Raw genomic sequence first — 19,196 nt, 5'->3', positions numbered from 1 at the left:
ATGATCCACCCGATGTGCCTACGTTGTCCGCATGCGAATCCCTGACAGCGCGCGAGCCGTGCTCGAGTCGGATGCCCTCGGGCATCTGGTCACGATCAATCCGGACGGGAGTCCGCAGGTGTCCGTGGTCTGGGTCGGGCTGGACGGTGACGAGATCATCACCGCGCATGTCCCCGACCAGCGCAAGCTGAAGAACATCCGCCGGGACAATCGGGTCGCCCTCTCGCTCGAGACCGGCCGGATGAACGAGATGGGCCTGGTCGAGTACCTGGTGATCAGGGGCACCGCGCGGATCACCGAGGGCGGGGCGGTCGCCGTACTGCGGAAGCTGGCCAAGACCTATATCGGTCCGGACGCGGACTTCCTGCCCGGCGCCGACCTGCCGGCCGGGTACATCACCCACATCACCGTCGACCGCATCAGCGGTGTCGGCCCGTGGGCGGGCTGACCCGGTCGGCGGGCAGGCGCAAAGTCTGTTCGCGACCAGAGGCATCGACGTACTGAACAAGTGCGACCCATCCGTCCGCGCAGTGCAGCCGTCCGATGAGCCAGGCCGGCGACCAGTGGTCGCCGAGGTAGGCCAGAACGTGTGCGGGCAGGCCGAGGCCGAGGATGGCTCGTGGATCGAACCCCGGTGCCTCCAGTCGGCGATCCACAGTCATCGGCAGTGCGGGAGCCGTCATCGTCATCACCTCTCGAGATCCGGATCAACCCGGGCCTCACCGTGACCTCGCACTCCGGGATTCCTGAGTACCCCGCGAATGTCTCGAACGCGCCTCCGCGACGTCACAGCACTGAACCTGTTTGATCAACGCGCGCGGCGAACCGGCGGGTAGGTTGAGAGATACGCCTCGCCGGTCAATTGCCTGCCCGAAGCCAGGCAATTGATGAGCAACTGAGAAGAGGGCCGCCACCTGGCGGCCCTCTCTGAGTACTGCGGAGGCGGCGGGATTTGAACCCGCGAGAGGGGGTTACCCTCAACCCGCTTAGCAGGCGGGCGCCATCGACCGGACTAGGCGACGCCTCCTCCGACGGTCCCACAGGGGACACGACGACGGCCAAGACTATCCGCTGGACCCGCTCCGCAGCAAAGCGGGCCCGCGACCACCCTGCGTGGCGGAGGTGGCACGGTGGGAGACTAGCCCTGTGCCCCTGTAACCTGGCTCGCATCGACGGGGGTCGCCAGCATCACGTCAACCGAGTGGGTGCCGTGGGCGTCTGAAGTACCGTGGGCCGCTGCATGCGGCCGACGGAGGGCTGCCACGTCGTCGATCAGGGAACGGAGCCATGTCGCGGAGTACTCGCGCTGCCGGACGGAGGTCCGCGCCTCGAGCCAACCGGTCCCGGCACCGCACACACCGGGCCCGCACGGCGTCGAAAGCGATCGGCCTCACCCTCCTCAGCGCGCTGGTCCCCGGCTCCGGCCTGATGATGGGCGGCCGGAAGAAGCTCGGCGCCTTTGTGCTCACCATCAGCATCGGCCTGCTCCTGATCGGTGCGTACTACGGCCTGACCAAGCGTGACTCGATCCTCGCGTTCGCGGTGTCGCCGCGCCAGCTGCTGATCGCGACCGCGGCCGTGGTGGGTCTCGGCATCTGCTGGATCTGGGTCGTGGTGGCCTCGCACAAGCTGCTGCGTCCGGTGACCATGACGTACACAGGCCGGCTGGCGGGATCGTTGTTCGTCGGGTTGCTCTGCTTCGGCATCGCCGTACCGACGACCGTGGCCGCGCAGACGGTGATGGCGCAGCGCGACCTGGTCGGCAGCGTGTTTCAGTCCGAGGGTGACTCGAAGAGCGCGACCCGGCCGAAGGTGGACAAGGAGGACCCGTGGGCGAACACCCCGCGGCTGAACCTGCTGCTGCTCGGCGCCGACGACGGGGCCGGCCGGGAAGGCACCCGGACCGACACGGTGATCGTGGCCAGTATCGACACCAAGACCGGCGATACCTCGCTGATCTCGCTCAGCCGGAACTGGATGCGGATGCCGTTCCCGGCCGACTCGCCCCTGCACAAGGTGTACCCGGACGGCTACTGGGATCCGAAGCTCGGCAACGTCGAGCAGCCGGAGTACTACCTCGACGCGATGTACGAGAACGTCCCGAAGGCGCATCCGGGGATCCTCGGGCAGACCGACAACGAGGGCGCCGACGCGGTGAAGCTGGCCGCCGGTGCCGCGCTCGGGCTGGACATCGACTACTACATGCAGGTCAACCTGGCCGGCTTCCGGCAGATCATCGACGCGCTCGGCGGGATCACCGTCAACGTCAACTACCGGGTGCCGATCGGCGGCGACTACGGCGCCGGCCCGGGCTCGAACAGCGAGAAGAAGCCGTCCGGCTACATCGAGCCGGGCCCGAACCAGAAGCTCGACGGCTACCACGCGCTCTGGTTCGCCCGCGGCCGCTACGGCCTGAGCGACCCGTCCCGGCAGGAGCGGCAGCGCTGCACCATCCACGCGCTGGTGAACACGGTGAACCCGGCCACCCTGGTGACGAAGTACCAGCAGATCGCCTCGGCCGGGAAGGAGCTGCTCCGCACCGACATCCCGCAGGAGATCCTGCCGGCGTTCATCGAGCTCGGCCTCAAGGTGAAGAACGCGAACGTCACCAACGTCGACCTGGACAAGTCCAAGAACTTCCCCACCGGCAAGAACCCGGACTACGAGGCGATGCAGCAGATCGTGCAGAAGGCGATCAACCCGAAGAGCAAGCCGGTCGCCTCCACCCCGTCGACCACCGCGACGAAGAAGCCGTCCAGCGGTACGACGACCAGGAAGCCGACCTCGCCGAAGCCGACCGTGACCCCGGGCGCGACCGAGAGCCTGGACGACGCGTGCGCCTACAACCCGAACGAATCCGGCGACAACTGACAACAACCGGCCAAACAGGTCTGGTTGAGCCGTCGGCCAGGAAGTATTGACCGCACTGGCAAACGAGTCACTGGGGGTGACTGTGCGGCGTTGGACGGCGGCGGCGATCGGAACCACGCTTCTCTTGGCGGCGGGCTGCAGCAGTGAGCCGGAGGCCGGGTCTCTGTCGGCGGGTAGTACGACGACCACGGTGAGCAAGCCCGCCCCGACACCGACACAGACCCCCACGGCGACGCCGCCCGCTCCAGTGCGGTTGTCCGTCCCGATGTACCAACGGGCGCTGACCAACGTCGAGAAGGTCCTCCGGACGTACGTCGTCAGGGTGATGAACGCCAAGACCGTGGCGTCGTTCGACGCGGCCCGGGGTCAGCTCGCGGCGGCCGTCGTACTCCAGCGGAAGGCGCTCGAAGGGGTGACCCCGCCGAAGGCTCTCAGCCAAGCGCACAGCAGTGTGCTCGAGGCGTTCGACGAGTACCCGGAGAACCTGGCCGACAACCTCAGCGATGCCGGGGCGACCAAGACCAGTTGCGGGTTGCCGAAGGCGCCGGCGGTTCGGCTGTACGAGGCCAAGAAAGGGGTCCGCAGTACGGTCGCGGAGCTGACCCAGTCCGTGTCGGCGTCGGTCGGCAAGGGGCTCCGGTTCGGTGCGCTCGTCGTACCGCCGGCTCCGAAGGCGCCGCCGTCGGTGAACGGCCGGGGTACGAACGGCCAGGTCATCCAGCGGTCCGGGGCGCGTGGGCCGGGGCGGTTGGAGATCACCAACGGCAGCGCATCTGATGTCGTCATCGTGGTGACGAACAGCAACCCGCGCAAGCCGCAGGCGTCGATCTACGTGCGAGCCAGCGGCAAGACGACGCTGAACGGGATCCGCGGCAGCTATTACGTCTACTTCAAGTCGGGCACGAGCTGGGACGCGGCGAACCGGCGGTTCACCGAGAACTGTTCCTACGAGCGGTACGACGACCGCTTCGACGGATCGTTCGACTGGACCATCAGCCTGGCCCGGACCCCACTCGGCAACGCCTCCACCTCGGAGACCGACGCCTTCTGAGGTGATGAGAAACTTGCCCGATGCGTACGACGTACCGGATGCGGGCGGGCCGATTTCTCGGGATCCCGGCCGCCGGGCTGATCCTCCTCGGCGTGGCCGCGATCCTGTGGGCGTTCGGGCTGCCGACGACGGTGATCGCCGTGTTCGTGGTGCTGGGCGGGCTGGTGGTGCTCGGCGGGGTCTACATCCTCGCCCGGCCTCCCGTCGTACTGAAGCTGCGCGACAGCGAGCTCGACGTGCGCGGCGTACGGACGCCATGGACCGACGTCACCGCGGTCGGACGCGCGGAGTCGACGCACGGGGAGGCGATCGTGCTGCGGACCAAGCAGAAGGAGCACTCCGTCCTGGTGCCGATCGCCTGGCTGGTGCCGGGACAGGTCGAGTCGCTGGAGACCGCGCTGCGGGACCGGCTGAACGCGGCCCACGGTTACACGATCTGGGACGGCACCGCCCCAGAGGATGAGGATCGCGCAGAATAAGTCACCCGAGTCTTTGGAGTCCCTGTGCTTTCATTCGAGCTGTCGCCCGAGGAACTGGCCGTCTACCAGGGCACCAACCCCCGTCCGGACGACTTCGACCAGTACTGGGACAAGGCGCTGCTCGAGCTGGACGCGGTCGATCCCGAGACCGAGTTCGCCGACGCGACGGACTTCCCGCTGACCACGGCGACCGCGCAACACCTGTACTTCAACGGCACCGGCGGCTACCGCGTCCATGCGAAGGTGGTCCGTCCGGCCGAGCCGACCGGTCCGGCCGTGCTGCTCTTCCACGGGTACGGCGGTGAGCAACCGAAGTGGGTCGAGTTGCTGCCGTACGCCGCCCGCGGATTCACCGTGGCCGCGCTGGACGTGCGTGAGCAGGTCGGCTTCCGGACCGAGTCACAGGCGCCGAACAGCTTCTCCCTGCACAACCACCTCGTGCACGGTCTGGACGACGGGCCGGACGGGCTGCTGTACCGGCACGTGTTCCTGGACACCCGGCGGCTTGCTCTGATCATCGGTGGGTTGCCCGAGGTGGACGAGACGCGGATCGCGACGACCGGCTGGAGTCAGGGCGGCGGGCTCTCGCTGGTGGCCGCGGCCCTGACGCCGTCGATCAAGTACACGGCGAGTGTGTACCCGTTCCTGACCGACTATCAGCGCGCGTGGGAGCTCAACCTGGAGAAGGCGCCGTACGACGAGATCGTGACCTGGTTCAAGAAGCGGGACCCGCGGCACCTGCGGCAGGACGAGGTCTTCACCACCCTCGGCTACATCGACGTGCAGCACCTGGCAGCGCGGATCCGGGCCGAGGTGACGCTGTTCGTCGGCCTCGAGGACCAGATCTGCCCGCCGTCGACGCAGTACGCCGCCTACAACAAGCTCACGTCTGCGAAGTCCTTGCGGTTGTACCCCGACTTCGGCCACGACGACCTGCCGGGTGCGCACGACGACATCTACCAACTGATCGGCGCGAATCTCTGACCGCCCCCTTCACCTTCTAGGGTGCGGTCATGGAGTTTTTTGTCTGGGGGCACGATCGGCCTGGCGGGTACGAGATCAAGCTGGGCCTGACCGAAGAGCACTGGTCGTTCATGGATGGGTACGGCGAGCAGTTGATCGCTCGCGGGCCGACGCTGACCGGCCACGACGACGATGCCGAGACCACCGGCAGCCTGCACATCGTGGATCTTCCCGACGAGGACGCCGTACGCGCGTTCGCCTTCGACGAGCCGTACTACCGGGCCGGAGCCTTCGAAGCCGTCGACCTGTACCGCTTCCACAACCACTCAGCCCGCACCATGTGGGACTTCACCAACGCGGTCCCCGACTACCACCGCTACCTGGTGATCACCACCGACACCTCCGCCACCACACCGTCAGCGCACTTCATCGTGTACGGCGACCTCCTCACCCTCGACGGCCGGACACCCGTCGGCCAGGCAGCCCTCCTGGAAGCCCCAACCCAACAAGCCGCCACAACCCTCCTCCCGGGCACTCCACAGGCCCACCCCTGGACCTTCGGCGGCCGCCGCTGACCGCGTGCTGTCCCTCATCGGGGACCGGGGAGTGTTTCTAGCCCGAATCGGCCAGAAACCCTCCCCGGTTCAGGTAAAAGCCGATCAGTCAGACAGGGCCGAGTCAGGGGCTTACGACGCGGTAGCGGAGGTGGGTGGCGTCGCGGCCTTCCAAGCAGCGGATGAGTTGCAACTCGTCGTGGTTGTCGCCGAAGAGGCGGCGGCCGGCGCCGAGGAGGACTGGGACGAGGTGGATCTCCAGTTCGTCGAGGTGCCCCGCGGCAAGTAGTGCTTGGGCAGCGCCGGCGCCGTGGACGAGGATCGCGCGCTCACCCGCGGCTGCCCGGGCGTCGGCGACGCAGGTGTCGACGTCGGTGTAGAACCTCGCGGTGCCGGGCGGGACGTCGTTCTCGTCGACGTGGTGGGTGAGGATGTGGATCGGTACGCCGTCGTGGTGGTCGCCGTTCCAGCGGCCGGCGAGCTCGAACGTACGGCGGCCCGCGATGACGGCGCCGGTCTCCATCGCCTCACCGTAGATCTGCCCGTTCACGCCCGGTTTCATCCGGTCGTCGAGCCAGTTGAACAGGCGGCCGCCGTTGCGGCCGAGCTCCTGCCCGGGCTCGTCGTCAGGGCCGGCGATGAAGCCGTCCAGGGACATCGACATGTACAGCCGGGTGGGTCCGCTCATGGTCTCCATCCAATCGCAATCGGCTTTCCAGAGCGCTGTCACGTCGGGATCCAGGTGGGCCACCACGAGGGGACGTTGCCGGGGCAGATGCCGGGGGAGGCGGCGGGAGTGCCTTGCCAGGAGTAGAGGGCCAGGTCGGCGATGGTGATCGCGATGGCGGCGGCGATCAGGGAGAAGAGGAAGGTCTTGCCGGCGTAGCGGAAGACCAGGTTGAACAGGACGAGGTTGACGATCAGCGCGAGAGGCAGGCCGAGAAAGAGCAGGGTGAGGCCGTTGGGTACGCTGCCGGCGACGTCGACCTGACACGCCTTCCACGACCGCGACGTGATCACGATCAACCCGAAGGCCGCCCCACCCCCGACGACGATGGTGAGGAACGACTCGCCCCGGCTCCCCTTCGCAGCAAACGCCATGAGGATCACCGTAAGTGATGCGGGTGTCCAGTTCAGCTCGAACGGCGCTCAGTAGCGCCACCGCAAAGCGCGGACCCGGTCCTCGAGCGGCAGCGACCCGATCGACTCGGCGTCATGCCGTCGTACGGCGAGGAACGGATCGACGATCGCCTCACCAAGAGCACTCCGGATCACCGTGGACCGCTCGAGCGCGGCGAGCGCGTCGTCCAGCGTGAGTGGCAGCCGGCGAACACCCATCCGCTCCAGCTCAGCCGGCGCGTACGACGCCGGGTCGTGATTCAGTCCGGCCGGCAGAACAGCCTTCCGCTCGAGCCCGGTCAACGCGCTCGCGAGCACGGCCGCGGCCGACACATACGCGTTCCCGGACGGGTCGCCGATCTTGATCTCGCAGTTGGCCGAGTCGGGCCGGCTGGTGATGCTGCCCGGCACATAGCGCAGCGCGGCCTCGCGGTTCTCCGGACCCCAGCACGCGAACGCACCCGCCCAGTTGCCCGGCACCCGTCGATCGGCGCTGACCACACTCGGCGCGAGTACGCCGGTCAGACCGTCCAACTCCTCCAGCACACCGGCGATCAGGTGGCGCGCATGCTCCGACGGACCGCCGTCGTCTCCGAACGGTACGCCGTTCAACGTCGCGGAGAAGTGGATGTGCGCCCCGTTGCCGACGAACCCGGCCACCGTGATCGGCGCGAACGACGCGAGCAGGTCATGCTGGCGCGCGACCCGGTGTACGACGAGACGCGCGAGCTGCGACTGGTCGGCGGCGGTCACCGGTGACGCCGGTGGCAGAGACACCTCGACCTGACCCTGGGCGTATTCAGGATGCAACTGCTCCGCCGGCACCCCGGCCGCTTCGAGTGCCTCCAGCAGGTCGACCGCGAAATCCTCCAGCTTCAGCGTCGGAAGTACGCCGTACGCCGGACCGAGCGTGGCTACCTTGGGATCGCCGGGATCGCCGGTGAACACGGTGAATTCGAGCTCGAACCCGAGCTTAACGTCGAGCCCGGCCGCGATCGCCCGTTCCTCCTGTCGCCGCAAGGCGGCTCGCTGGCAGATGTCCACCGGCTGGTGATCCTGCGACAGCTGATCGGCCGGCGCCCAGTACACCGTGTGGTCCGGCCCGAGCGGCGCGGCCGCGGTCAGGTCGGGCATCAGCCGGTTGTCGCCGACCGGCCCGTTCACCATCGGCGACGAGGTGATCCCGTCGTCGGTGCACATCACCGCGAACACCGGCGACAGGCCGATGCCGTCACGCACCGCCGTACGCAACCGATGGGCCGGGACCGACTTGGCCCGGGTGATGCCTGCGTTGTCGACGATGGAGGTGATGAGCATCCGCAGGCCGTCATCGAGCAACGCGTTGACGCGGTCCGCCGGCGGCAAACTGTCGGTGATGGCCACGCTGACCTTCGTACCACAGGCGCGCTAGCGGACCAGCAGACCGTTGGCGACGATTTCGGTGGCGGTCGCGAGCAGGGCGCGGAGCTCGGACGCGTCGCGGCGGAGGCTGTCCGGTCGCCAGCCGAGGCTGATCACGCCGTTCCACGCGGCCCACAGGATCGTCGCGACCTCCTCGGGATCGACCGCGCGGAGGTCGCCGGACGCGATGCCCTGCCGCAAGGCCTCGACCAGGCGGCGGTTCTGGTCGTCGACCGCGCGGACCAGTCGTTCGGAGAGCTCCTGACCCGCCTGGTACTGGCCGGGCTGGCCGGGGAAGGCGAGCATCCGGAAGTAGTCCGGGTGGTCGAGGTAGAAGTCGAGGTACTGCTCCGCCGCCGCGTAGAGCTGCTCCACTGGGGACCGGTCCGCGGTGTATGCCCGGTCCATGTAGTGCCGGTCGGCCTCGAGAGCATGCTCGACCACAGCCGCCTGCAGTCCCGCCTTCGAGCCGAAGTGGTTGTAGATCGACCCCACCGCCACACCGGCCCGCTCGGCGATCTCCTCGACCGTCACGTCCTCGACGGATCGCTCGCTGAAGATCTCCTGGCCGGCCCGGACCAGCGCGTCCATCGTGCGTCGCTTCCGGGGATCCACAGGCCCATGCTACGGTCTTGCAGTCATTACAAGAACTCCTGTCACCGAAGATCAACCGGAGCAAACCGCCAAGCTCCTGGTCAGCCAGGCGGTCGCCCCAGCAGGCGTTCCAGCAACCGCGGGTCCGTCGGCCAAGCGCCCAGCAGAGTGTCACGAGGAACCGACCGAGCGGCGTACCGCAGCAGCAGTACGACGGCCACCACGTCGTCGAGCGGCCCGATCACCGGGAGGAACTCGGGCAGCAAGTCGATCGGTGACAGCACCCACAGCACGGCGATCAGCAGCGCGACCTTGGCCCGCCGAGGTACGTCGGGATGCTTCCGCAACGCCCGCGCCGCGGTCACACACGACGGCAGGAACTCGGCCACCTGCTTCAGCAACCCGTCCGGGAGCCGATGCGCGAACAGCATCATCAGCAAGCAGCTGATCGCCCACAACGCCAGCAGGATGCCCGCCACCACCAACGCTTCGGTCACAGCTCAACCCTAGATAATCGCGTGAGTGGCGGCCTGGCCGCGATGGTGGTGTACGCCGGCCTCAGCAGGCGGGTGGCACGGCAAGCATGACGTGGGGCACCGGGTAGACCGTGGAGCGTTGGCCGGAGAGTTCGTACCGGGTGGGGATCTCGGGGTGGCGGTATGCGCCCTGGCGGAAGGTGTACTACCCCGAGGGCCTGCCGCAGCGGGCCGAGTTGGAGTATGCCTCCCGTCGGCTGAACTCGATCGAGCTGAACGGCTCGTTCTACTCGCTGCAGCGCCCGTCGTCGTACCAGCGCTGGTACGACCAGACGCCGGACGGCTTCGTGTTCTCGGTCAAGGGTCCGCGGTTCGTCACGCACATGAAGAAGCTGGTCGACGTGGCCGCGCCGATGGCGAACTTCTTCGCCTCCGGAGTGCTTGCGCTCGGCAACAAATTCGGTCCGGTGCTGTGGCAACTACCACCGAATCTCGGGTACAACGCCGACCGGTGCGCGGCCTTCTTCGCGTCGTTGCCGCGAACCACCGCCGAGGCCGCGGAGGTTGCCAAAGGCCACGACGAGCGGATGGAGGGCCGGGCATTGCTGGAGTGCCTGGTCGACATCCCGCTTCGGCACGCGATCGAAGTACGCCACTCCAGCTACGAGAGCAAGGAGTTCATCGCGCTGTGCCGTGAGTACGACATCGCGCTGGTCTGCGCGGACACCGCGGGCAAGTGGCCGATGTTCGGTGACGTCACCTCCGACTTCGCCTACGTCCGGCTGCACGGCGCCGAGGAGCTCTACGTCAGCGGGTACGACGACGACGCGCTCGACCACTGGGCCCGGAAGATCCGAGCCTGGCACCGAGGCGGCAAGCCGGTCTACATCTACTTCGACAACGATGTGAAAGTCCGCGCCCCCTTCGACGCCGAAGCCCTCGCCCGCCGCCTGAAAATCACTTCGGCCTAGCCCTTGGAACGGCCGGGCACCAGCCGGCTGCTCCAGGGCGTCGTCGGAGGCGACCAGGGTGAGGTTCCCGATCCGGGTGCTGACGATCGCGTGCCTGTTCATACTGATCGAACGCGTCAGCACCCGGACCGGTGAGGCGTCAGGAGCCGACGCGCTCCCGGGTACGGCGCCGGAACGACCGGCCGATCGTGGTCACGTCCACGCGGGTCAGGTCAGTCACCGCGATGCCCGGCGTACTGTCCGCCGGGCCCTCGGCCACCAACTCGCCGCGAGGGTCGATCACGTGTGAGACCACCCCGGCGGCCGGGTTGGCCGGCACCGCCAGGCTGATCCAGTAGGTGTTCATCGCCGCGTACCCGCGGGCGTGGGTCGGCACCACCTCGTTCCCCGCCGAGCCACTGGTCGAGTACGACGTCAGTACGCCGTCGACGTCGAGCGCGTCGTACTCCGTGAACAGCTCCGGGAACAGCACGTCCAGCCCGAGCGCGAGCCCGAACCGGTACCCGTCGACCTCGAAGGTCAGCGGCTTCGTGCCGGGGGAGTACATCCAGGTGATCTTCGTGGTCGACAGCATGCGCTCGTCGTACCGCCCGACCACCTTTCCCTGGTCGGACACGACGTACATGCTGTTGTACGGACGGGTGGGAGCAGGCAGTTGGTGCACCGACGGGATCACCGTCCAGATCCCGAGCTCGCCCGACAGTGCGGCGATCCGGTCCAGCTCGTCCTGCAGCACGGCCCACTCGGCCTTGCTCCAGTCGGACGGGCCGACCTCGTCCGGACCGAGCTCGGACATCACCTGCTTGCTGGGGAAGCAGAGCGCGCCCTCGGTGAAGTGCACCAGGCGGGCACCCGCCTCGGCGGCCTGCTTCATCAGTCCGCGGACCTCCGCGCCACTCTCGCGGAGCAGGACGGCGTTCGTCGGGTCCTCGTGGACCGTCGACTGGGCGACGGCGAGTCGCAGGGTGTTCTCCGGCATGTCTTCTTCTCCTGGTGGAGTCGGACGGAAGTGCCGGAGGGCAGCCGTGTAGGACTCGCCCGTCTTGGCGGCGCGGGCTCGAACCCGGCGCTTGAAGTTCCTGTGCGCTGTCATCTGGCCTTCCACGCACTCGCACGCGATCCCCCAGCGATCCCGTCCGAGGCGGCTGACCAGGACGAGCGGCCCGAGACAGGAAGTCCCTTTGCCTTCTCGGTGAGACCGGGCTGGGGCCGATCAACGAAGGTGAGGCGCGGGCCGCGCCGGACCACATCTTTCCCGACCCCGGCGCCGGTCGTCAAACACCTCCGGACGAGTCGCCGCCCGGCCTCCGGGCGAGTCGCCGCCTGGCCTCCGGGCGAGTCGCCGCCTGACCTCCGGACGAGTCGCCGCCCGGCCTCCGGGCGCAGACGATCGACCTCAGGCGATGTCGTCGGCGGCGTCCATCGCGACCCCGACCAGCTCCGGACTCAGGTCCACGACCATGTTCCCGTCGGCGTCCACCTGCCCGCGCTCGGTGATGGCGAGCCCGATCAGCGCGAGCGTTCCGGCCCGGTTCCGGAGCCGCCGGTCGGTGGGATCTTCGGGCTGCGGTACGGCGCCCTCGTCGTCGCGGCGCCAGGCGGCGACGGCCCGCTCGGCCAGCGGGCGTGGAACCACGACCCGGATCGCCGGGAGCTCGGCTGCCCGGAACGCTGTACCGATCTCACCCAGGACTTGTGCTTCGTCGGCATACACAGTCCTGGATGGTACTCACCGCGGGCGGCATAGAGTCGGCATCAGTGCGGTTGTCTTCAAGGCAGGCGTAGACGACGTTGGGAGTTGAGGGTGAGCATTCGAGTTGGGTACAAGGCCTCCGCGGAGCAGTTCGGGCCGCGGGAGCTGGTGGAGTACTCCGTCCGGGCCGAGGAGCTCGGGCTCGACAGTGTGACCGTGTCGGACCACTTCCTGCCGTGGCGGCACGAGGGCGGCCACGCGCCGTTCGCGCTCGCCTGGCTGGCGGCGGTCGGTGAGCGGACCAACCGGGTGCTGCTGGGGACGTCGGTGCTCACGCCGACCTTCCGGTACAACCCGGCGGTGATCGCCCAGGCGTTCGCCACCCTGGGCGTGCTGTACCCGGACCGGGTGATGCTCGGTGTCGGCACCGGTGAGGCGCTGAACGAGATCGCCGTGTCCGGGCGCGAGTGGCCCGAGTTCAAGGAGCGATTCGCCCGGCTGCGCGAGTCCGTGCAGCTGATCCGCGACCTGTGGACAAAGGAGGGCGTGAGCTCCGAGGGCCCGTACTACCCGACCGTCGACGCGTTCATCTACGACCGCCCGGAGACCCCGCTCAAGGTGTACGTCGCCGCCGGCGGACCGCTGGTCGCGAAGTACGCCGGTCGCGCGGGCGACGGGTTCATCGCGACGTCCGGCAAGGGGATGGATCTCTACACCGAGAAGCTGATCCCCGCCGTGAAGGAGGGCGCGGAGAAGGCCGGCAAGAAGTTCGAGGACCTGGACCGGATGCTCGAGGTCAAGGTCTCCTACGACCGGGACCACGAGCAAGCGCTGGAGAACACCCGGTTCTGGGCGCCGCTGTCGCTGACCCCGGAGCAGAAGCACAGCGTGACGAGTGCGACCGAGATGGAACGACTGGCCGACGAGCTGCCGATCGAGCAGGTCGCGCAGCGCTGGATCGTCGCGTCCGACCCCGAAGAGGTCGTCAAGCAGTTCCAGCCGTACCTGGACGCCGGCTTCAACCACTTCGTCGTGCACGGCCCCGGCAATGACCAGGAGCGCTTCCTGACTCAGTTCACCGAGGATGTCCTCCCGCTGCTGCGGAAGCTCGAGGCCTAACGCAGATCTTCCGAGAAGGCCTTGCCGGCCTGGGTGAGCAGAGGGACGGCACGCTCGACGAGCTCCTCTGACATCCGGCCGGCGGGCCCGGAGATCGAGATCGCCAGCCGCGACGGCGCATCGGGTACGGCGACCGCGACACAGCGCACGCCGAGCTCCTGCTCGCCTTCGTCGGTGGCGTAGCCGTGCTCCTCGGCGTTGCGCAGCTGAGCCGTGAACGCATCCGGATCGGTGATGGTGTTCTCGGTGTGCTTCGGCATACCGGTGCGCTGCAGTAGCTCCCGCACCTCGACCTCCGGAAGTTGGGCGAGAATCGCCTTGCCGACGGCGGTGCAGTGCGGCAGCACCCGGCGGCCGACCTCGGTGAACATCCGCATCGAGTGCCGGGACGGGACCTGCGCGAGGTAGACGATCTGGTCGCCGTCGAGCATCGCCATGTTGGCCGACTCGCCGAGCTCGTCGACCAGCCTGGTCAGGTGCGGACGGGCCCAGACGCTGAGCATGTGCGAGGAGCTCTCGCCGAGCCGGATCAGCCGGGGGCCGAGAACGTACTGCCGGGACGGCTCCTGGCGCAGGTAGCCCAGGTCGACCAGCGTGCGGACCAGCCGATGGATCGTGGGCAGCGGCAGGCCGGATGCGGTGGCCAGCTGGGACAGGCCCATCATCCCGCCCGCGTCGGCCATCGTCTCGAGCAGCCCGAACGCGCGCTCGATCGACTGAACACTGCCGGAGCGGCCCTTGCCCGCACTGGTCTCCGCCACCTGAGTACCCGCCTTTCCGAATCCCGGAATTCTAGCGACAGATACCGGACATTGCGGCTTCCGCAAAGTAGATATTAGTATCCGCGATACGGAAACGGCCGTCAAGGTGAACGAGGTGTGCTGTCATGACTCACGTGGACGATCTCGCCGGCGAGCTGGATCGGCTGCTTGCCGCGGCCGACGCGGAGCTGGCCGCGCTGTACCCGGGTGATCGTGGCGTCCGGCAACCCGTTCACACCGTCTACGTCCCGGCGGACCGGTTCGATGCCGGCACCGTGCGCGAGTGGGCCGAGCAGGCGAAGACCGCACTCGGCGAGACGCCGAAGGATTTGAGCGAAGCGCTCGATCTGCCGACAGACCTGGGTGCCGAGCTGCACCGACGAGTCCGCGCCAAGCTCGACCGGGAGCCGATCGAGGATCTGCGCATCGACTTCGAGGACGGCTATGGCATCCGGCCGGACGAGCACGAGGATGCCGCCGCGATCGACGCGGCCCGCGCTCTGGCGAAAACCGTCAGCGATGGCACGGCGACGCCGTACCACGGCCTGCGGATCAAGTCGCTCGAGGCGCCGAGTCGCCGGCGCGGCCTGCGCACCCTCGACCTCTTCGTCCGCGAGCTGACCCCTGCCGGCGCGTTGACCGACAGCTTCGTGATCACGCTCCCCAAGGTCACCTCGGTCGAGCAGGTCGAGGCGATGCTGCTCGTGCTGACGACGATCGAGCAGGCACACGACCTGCCTGCCGGGTCGCTGAGGTTCGAGATCCAGGTCGAAACTCCGCAGGCGATCCTCGGCCCCGACGGCAGTGCGCTGATCGCGCGGATGATCCGTGCCGGTGGCGACCGGGTCACCGGTCTGCACTACGGCACCTACGACTACTCGGCGTCGCTCGGCGTGGCAGCGGCGTACCAGAGCATGGATCACCCGGTCGCCGATCACGCCAAGGACGTGATGCAGTTGGCCGCGGCGGGCACCGGCGTGTTCGTCTCCGACGGATCCACCAACGTTCTTCCGATTGGCGAGCGCGAGGCCGTGCATGCCGCCTGGCGACTGCACTTCAGCCTGGTGCGGCGATCGCTTGCCCGCGGCATCTATCAGGGCTGGGACATGCATCCCGCTCAGCTGCCGACCCGGTACGCCGCGACGTACCTCTTCTACCGCGAGGGTCTCGACACGGCCGGTGCTCGGCTGCGCGCGTACGTCAGTGGCGGGAACTCGGGCTATCTCGACGAGCCCGCGACCGCCGCCGCCCTGGCCGGGTACGTGCTGCGCGGCCTGGAGTGCGGTGCCGTGGATCCGGCGGAGGTCGACCAGTTGATTGGTGTGGACACCGCGGGACTGGCGAAGTTGGCCCGGAGACCAGTGCGGTCGTGACCACACCGGGCTAGCCTCGCGACATGCGACTGGTAGCGGAGTTCACCACCGAGCCCTTCGATGTCGAGGGGCAACCGCCCGCCCACGCCACCGAGGCGTTCGAGGCCGCTCAGCAGGCCGGTCTGGAGTCCGACTTCGGGCCTCTGGGTACGTCGGTCCGCGGTGAGCAAGAGGTGTTGCTGCCGGCGCTGACCGGCGTACTCGAGGCTGCCTTCGCGAACGGGGCCAGTCAGGTCACGCTGCAGGTACGGCGCGATGGTGTCGTCAGGACGCCGCGCGAAGGCAGTGGGCTGAACGGGTTGCTGGCCGAGGTTGCCGCGGAGCTCGGTGGGCCGTTGAGTGGGTTGTCCCGGGGTGACAAGCAGCGGGCGGTACTGCTGCTCGAAGCCAAGGGAGCGTTCGAGTACCGCAAGTCGGCGGAGATCGTCGCCGAGGCCCTCGGCGTCACTCGCTTCACCGTCTACAACTACCTGAACAGGGCCCGCGACTGAGAAATTCAACAAACTGTTGACGTAGCGGTTGGGTGCGTGCCACTCTCGTCATACGGAAATTCGATTTCGTGATTCGAGAAGGTGTGATCCGTGGATCTGCAGGAGTTCAACGCCGCTCCGGGCGACCGGCTGCGACCACTTCTGGCGGCCTGCTGCGACGTACGCCGCTGGGTCGACGCGGTGCTCGCCGGCCGCCCGTACGGCGACGCCGCCGAGCTGACGCAGACGGCGGACAAGGCGCTGCGGGACCTGGAGGCCACTGAGGTCGACCGGGCGCTGGCTGCTCACCCGCGCATCGGGGCCCGGGCGGAGGGCGCCGGCACTGAGGCTTCCTGGTCGCGCAACGAGCAGTCCGGCGTCGGTGACGACCCTGAGGTCCGCGCGGCGCTCGCGGCGGGCAATCGGGAGTACGAGGACCGGTTCGGCCGCGTCTTCCTGATCTGCGCGACCGGCCTGTCGGCCCAGGAGATGCTGGCCAGCCTCCAGCACCGGCTGACGAACGACGAGACCACCGAAGCGGCCGTCGTACAGGAAGAACTCCGGAAGATCGCACTCCTCCGACTGGCAAAGGTCGTGGCATGAGCTCTGTGAGTACGCACGTTCTGGACACGGGACTCGGACGGCCCGCGGAGGGTGTGCCGGTCCGGCTGTCCCGGATCGCTGCCGGCGAGATCGCCGTACTCGGAGAAGGTACGACGGACGCCGACGGCCGGATCACCGACTTCCAGCCGGGACTCGAGCCCGGTACGTACCAGCTGTGGTTCGACGTCGCCGCCTACGCGGAGGCGTCCGGCCAGAGCATGTTCTTTCCCGAGGTCAGCGTGACCTTCACGATCACCGACGAGCGGCACCACCACGTCCCGCTGCTGCTCAGCCCGTTCGCCTATTCCACCTATCGAGGGAGCTGACCCATGGCCATCCACCTGGGCGCCAACCAGTACGGCAAGGCCGAGAGCCGGGTCGTCCGCATCTACCGTGACTCGCCGCGCCACCAGATCCGCGACCTGAACGTCTCGTCCGCCCTGCGCGGCAACTTCGAGGACGCGCACACCACCGGCGACCAGGGCGACGTACTGCCCACCGACACCCAGAAGAACACCGCCTTCGCCTTCGCCAAGGAGAAGGGTGTCGGCGCGATCGAGGAGTACGCGCTGACGCTCGGCAGCCACTTCATCGACTCCGCCCCGGCCGCCGAGGGCGCCCGGATCGAGGTCGAGGAGTACGCCTGGGAGCGGATCCCGGTCGACGGCGAGGGGCACGCCCACTCGTTCGTCCGGGGCGGCAGCGGCGTACGGACGACGGTCGTCAACGTCGAGGGCCGGGGTGACGAGCGGAAGGCGTACGTCGTCTCCGGGATCAAGGACCTGGTCGTGCTCAAGTCCACCGGGTCGGAGTTCCACGGGTTCCTGAAGGACAAGTACACGACGCTGCAGGAGACGAACGACCGCATCCTCGCGACGTCACTGGTCGCCCGGTGGCGCTACGACCACACCGACGTCGACTGGGACAAGTCGTACGAGGAGATCAAGGCGCTGCTGCTGGAGCAGTTCGCCAGGATCCACAGCCTGGCCCTGCAGCAGACGCTGTACGGGATGGGTGAGGCGGTGCTCGAGCGGCACCCCGAGGTTGCGGAGATCAAGTTCTCGGCGCCGAACAAGCACCACTTCGTGGTCGACCTGAGCCCGTTCGGCCTGGAGAACCCGAACGAGGTGTTCGTCGCCGCGGACCGTCCGTACGGCCTGATCGAGGCGACCGTCGTCCGCGACGACGCCTCCGACGCCGGCAGCGCGTGGCACGCCGTACCAGGCTTCGTGTAGGAACCTCCAACCGCGCGTTGCCGCCAGGGGTGGAGTTCGTACTTCCTGCCGGTGACGGCTCAGCAGCCGGGTGAGTTGACTGTGCCCATGAACCCAATGCCGATCGTCATCGACGGAGCGACCGTGGTCACCCTCGACCGTACCCGTCGTGAGTTCACCGGTCATGTCGTTGCTGAGGGCAACCGTATTGTCGCCGTCGATGCCGGGCCGGCACCGGCGTACGACGGTGCGCGGGTGATCGACGGACGCGGGTGCCTGCTGACGCCCGGGTTCGTCAACACCCATGAGCATCTCTACCAATGGGTGACCCGCGGCCTGGCCGCCGACGCGGCTCTGTTCGAGTGGCTGACCACGCTCTACCCGGTGTGGGCCGGCATCGACGGCGAATCGGTCCACGTGGCGGCCCAGGCCGCGTTGGCCCGGCTCGCGCGAACCGGCTGCACCACCGTGGCCGATCACCACTACGTCTTCCCCCGGGGCGGCAAGGACCTGCTGGAGGCGGAGATCCGCGCCGCCTCGCAGGTCGGGCTGCGGTTCCACCCGGCGCGGGGATCGATGGACCTCGGCCAGAAGGACGGTGGGCTGCCGCCGGACTCGGTGGTCGAGGACCGCGACGAGATCCTGGCCGCGACCGAGGCCGCGATCAACCGCTGGCACGATCCGAGCCCCGACTCGATGCTGCAGCTCGTGGTCGCACCCTGCTCGCCCTTCAGCGTCACCGGCGAGCTCATGCGCGACGCCGCGGAACTCGCCCGCCGCACGGGCGTCCGGATGCACACCCACCTGGCCGAGACCACCGACGAGACCGACTATTGCCGCGATCACTTCGGCTGCACTCCGTTGGAGTACGCCGCCCAACTCGGCTGGACCGGATCCGACGTGTGGTTCGCCCACGGCATCCATTTCAACGACGCGGAGATCGCGCGGCTGGGCGCATCAGGCACCGGTGTCGCCCACTGCCCGAGCTCGAACGCTCGCCTCGGCGCCGGCATCGCCCGCGTCGCGGACCTGCGAGCGGCCGGCAGCCCGGTCGGGCTCGGCGTGGACGGTGCCGCAAGCAACGAAGCCGGCAGCCTGATCGAAGAAGTACGTCACGCCCTGCTCTTCGCCCGCGCCCGCGGCGGCCCGGACGCGCTCGGTGTACGCACCGCTCTGGAGATGGCCACCCTGGACGGCGCCCGCATCCTCGGCCGCGAATCCGACATCGGCTCCCTGGAGGTCGGCAAGCTGGCCGACCTGGCGCTCTGGCGCCTCGACACCCTAGCCCACGCCGGCATCCCCGACCCCGTAGCCGCCCTGGTCCTCAGCACCCCACCCCCACTCGAACTCCTCCTGGTCAACGGCCAACCAGTAGTCGAGCACGACAGAGTCGTCACCATCGACGAGTCCGCCCTGGCAGCGCAGGTTGCACAAGTCCAGAACCACCTACTAACCAAAGCCGGCTGAGAGCCCTCGCAGCCGGC

The 19,196-nt window shown here is 68.3% G+C and carries 23 protein-coding genes and 1 tRNA gene; 14 read left to right on the top strand and 10 right to left on the bottom strand.

The features are described from left to right. Positions 1-31: 31 nt before the first annotated feature. Positions 32-448, top strand: a complete 417-nt coding sequence (locus AB0F43_RS17970) for a PPOX class F420-dependent oxidoreductase (RefSeq protein ID WP_360477360.1) — start codon at positions 32-34, stop codon at positions 446-448. On the opposite strand, the gene AB0F43_RS17965 is transcribed toward AB0F43_RS17970, so the two are convergent. Both AB0F43_RS17965 and AB0F43_RS17960 read right to left on the bottom strand, forming a co-directional pair. Then, positions 420-683 carry a hypothetical protein gene (locus tag AB0F43_RS17965; protein ID WP_360477357.1) on the bottom strand — a complete coding sequence of 88 codons (264 nt, stop codon included), beginning with the start codon at positions 681-683 and terminating at the stop codon, positions 420-422. The genes AB0F43_RS17970 and AB0F43_RS17965 overlap by 29 nt on opposite strands. A 254-nt stretch (positions 684-937) precedes the next feature. Then, positions 938-1,027: transfer RNA gene (locus tag AB0F43_RS17960), tRNA-Ser, on the bottom strand. A gap of 260 nt (positions 1,028-1,287) precedes the next feature. Here AB0F43_RS17960 and AB0F43_RS17955 point away from each other — a divergent pair. From AB0F43_RS17955 to AB0F43_RS17935, 5 genes are all read left to right on the top strand, one after another. Beyond that, positions 1,288-2,871 (top strand): LCP family protein, encoded by a 1,584-nt coding sequence (locus AB0F43_RS17955; RefSeq protein WP_360477354.1) that lies wholly within the window; start codon positions 1,288-1,290, stop codon positions 2,869-2,871. A gap of 190 nt (positions 2,872-3,061) precedes the next feature. After that, positions 3,062-3,922, top strand: a complete 861-nt coding sequence (locus tag AB0F43_RS17950) for a hypothetical protein (protein WP_360477351.1) — start codon at positions 3,062-3,064, stop codon at positions 3,920-3,922. A 20-nt stretch (positions 3,923-3,942) separates the two neighbouring features. Continuing rightward, the gene (locus AB0F43_RS17945; protein ID WP_360477349.1) at positions 3,943-4,401 is read left to right on the top strand and encodes a hypothetical protein; all 459 of its coding nucleotides are present in this window, start codon (positions 3,943-3,945) and stop codon (positions 4,399-4,401) included. A 24-nt stretch (positions 4,402-4,425) separates the two neighbouring features. Further along, positions 4,426-5,385 (top strand): alpha/beta fold hydrolase, encoded by a 960-nt coding sequence (locus AB0F43_RS17940; protein WP_360477346.1) that lies wholly within the window; start codon positions 4,426-4,428, stop codon positions 5,383-5,385. A gap of 29 nt (positions 5,386-5,414) precedes the next feature. Next, positions 5,415-5,939 carry a YciI family protein gene (locus tag AB0F43_RS17935; RefSeq protein ID WP_360477343.1) on the top strand — a complete coding sequence of 175 codons (525 nt, stop codon included), beginning with the start codon at positions 5,415-5,417 and terminating at the stop codon, positions 5,937-5,939. A 103-nt stretch (positions 5,940-6,042) separates the two neighbouring features. Here AB0F43_RS17935 and AB0F43_RS17930 read toward each other — a convergent pair whose 3' ends face one another. The 5 genes from AB0F43_RS17930 to AB0F43_RS17910 form a co-directional block, all read right to left on the bottom strand. Further along, positions 6,043-6,606: a dihydrofolate reductase family protein gene (locus AB0F43_RS17930; protein ID WP_360477340.1), complete on the bottom strand. Its 564-nt coding sequence runs from the start codon at positions 6,604-6,606 to the stop codon at positions 6,043-6,045. Positions 6,607-6,644: 38 nt separating this feature from the next. After that, the gene (locus AB0F43_RS17925; protein WP_360477337.1) at positions 6,645-7,019 is read right to left on the bottom strand and encodes a hypothetical protein; all 375 of its coding nucleotides are present in this window, start codon (positions 7,017-7,019) and stop codon (positions 6,645-6,647) included. Positions 7,020-7,067: 48 nt separating this feature from the next. Further along, entirely contained in the window at positions 7,068-8,420 is a 1,353-nt protein-coding gene (locus AB0F43_RS17920; protein ID WP_360477334.1) for a glutamine synthetase family protein, read from the bottom strand. Between the two features lie 24 nt (positions 8,421-8,444). Continuing rightward, positions 8,445-9,053 (bottom strand): TetR/AcrR family transcriptional regulator, encoded by a 609-nt coding sequence (locus AB0F43_RS17915; protein ID WP_360477331.1) that lies wholly within the window; start codon positions 9,051-9,053, stop codon positions 8,445-8,447. A gap of 80 nt (positions 9,054-9,133) precedes the next feature. Next, entirely contained in the window at positions 9,134-9,529 is a 396-nt protein-coding gene (locus tag AB0F43_RS17910) for a DUF1232 domain-containing protein (RefSeq protein WP_360477328.1), read from the bottom strand. 110 nt (positions 9,530-9,639) lie between these two features. Between AB0F43_RS17910 and AB0F43_RS17905 the strand changes: the two genes are divergently transcribed. Next, on the top strand, positions 9,640-10,479 hold the full coding sequence (locus AB0F43_RS17905; RefSeq protein ID WP_360477325.1) for a DUF72 domain-containing protein: 840 nt from the start codon (positions 9,640-9,642) through the stop codon (positions 10,477-10,479). A gap of 139 nt (positions 10,480-10,618) precedes the next feature. On the opposite strand, the gene AB0F43_RS17900 is transcribed toward AB0F43_RS17905, so the two are convergent. Together AB0F43_RS17900 and AB0F43_RS17895 are read right to left on the bottom strand one after the other, a co-directional pair. Continuing rightward, positions 10,619-11,572 carry a carbon-nitrogen hydrolase family protein gene (locus AB0F43_RS17900; protein WP_360477322.1) on the bottom strand — a complete coding sequence of 318 codons (954 nt, stop codon included), beginning with the start codon at positions 11,570-11,572 and terminating at the stop codon, positions 10,619-10,621. A gap of 303 nt (positions 11,573-11,875) precedes the next feature. Next, entirely contained in the window at positions 11,876-12,193 is a 318-nt protein-coding gene (locus AB0F43_RS17895; RefSeq protein ID WP_360477319.1) for a hypothetical protein, read from the bottom strand. A gap of 90 nt (positions 12,194-12,283) precedes the next feature. Between AB0F43_RS17895 and fgd the strand changes: the two genes are divergently transcribed. After that, positions 12,284-13,291, top strand: a complete 1,008-nt coding sequence (gene fgd, locus AB0F43_RS17890) for a glucose-6-phosphate dehydrogenase (coenzyme-F420) (protein ID WP_360477316.1) — start codon at positions 12,284-12,286, stop codon at positions 13,289-13,291. On the opposite strand, the gene AB0F43_RS17885 is transcribed toward fgd, so the two are convergent. Further along, positions 13,288-14,052, bottom strand: coding sequence for an IclR family transcriptional regulator (locus AB0F43_RS17885; RefSeq protein ID WP_360477313.1), 765 nt, complete (start codon positions 14,050-14,052; stop codon positions 13,288-13,290). The two genes, fgd and AB0F43_RS17885, sit on opposite strands and share 4 nt — an antisense overlap. Positions 14,053-14,177: 125 nt before the next feature. Here AB0F43_RS17885 and AB0F43_RS17880 point away from each other — a divergent pair, with 125 nt between their 5' ends. From AB0F43_RS17880 to AB0F43_RS17855, 6 genes are all read left to right on the top strand, one after another. Then, positions 14,178-15,425, top strand: a complete 1,248-nt coding sequence (locus AB0F43_RS17880) for an aldolase (RefSeq protein WP_360477310.1) — start codon at positions 14,178-14,180, stop codon at positions 15,423-15,425. A gap of 23 nt (positions 15,426-15,448) precedes the next feature. Beyond that, complete coding sequence (locus AB0F43_RS17875) at positions 15,449-15,916, top strand: helix-turn-helix domain-containing protein (RefSeq protein WP_360477307.1); 468 nt, start codon at positions 15,449-15,451, stop codon at positions 15,914-15,916. A 90-nt stretch (positions 15,917-16,006) separates the two neighbouring features. Next, positions 16,007-16,498, top strand: coding sequence for a 2-oxo-4-hydroxy-4-carboxy-5-ureidoimidazoline decarboxylase (gene uraD / locus AB0F43_RS17870; RefSeq protein WP_360477304.1), 492 nt, complete (start codon positions 16,007-16,009; stop codon positions 16,496-16,498). Continuing rightward, positions 16,495-16,824, top strand: a complete 330-nt coding sequence (gene uraH, locus AB0F43_RS17865; protein ID WP_360477301.1) for a hydroxyisourate hydrolase — start codon at positions 16,495-16,497, stop codon at positions 16,822-16,824. Before uraD ends, uraH begins: the two co-directional genes overlap by 4 nt. Positions 16,825-16,827: 3 nt before the next feature. Next, positions 16,828-17,733 (top strand): factor-independent urate hydroxylase, encoded by a 906-nt coding sequence (pucL, locus tag AB0F43_RS17860; protein ID WP_360477298.1) that lies wholly within the window; start codon positions 16,828-16,830, stop codon positions 17,731-17,733. 87 nt (positions 17,734-17,820) lie between these two features. Further along, on the top strand, positions 17,821-19,179 hold the full coding sequence (locus AB0F43_RS17855) for an 8-oxoguanine deaminase (protein WP_360477296.1): 1,359 nt from the start codon (positions 17,821-17,823) through the stop codon (positions 19,177-19,179). Positions 19,180-19,196 lie beyond the last annotated feature (17 nt).

This window comes from Kribbella sp. NPDC023972 (genome assembly GCF_040639075.1).
Lineage (GTDB): Bacteria > Actinomycetota > Actinomycetes > Propionibacteriales > Kribbellaceae > Kribbella.
This window is presented reverse-complemented; position numbering and strand designations above follow the sequence as displayed.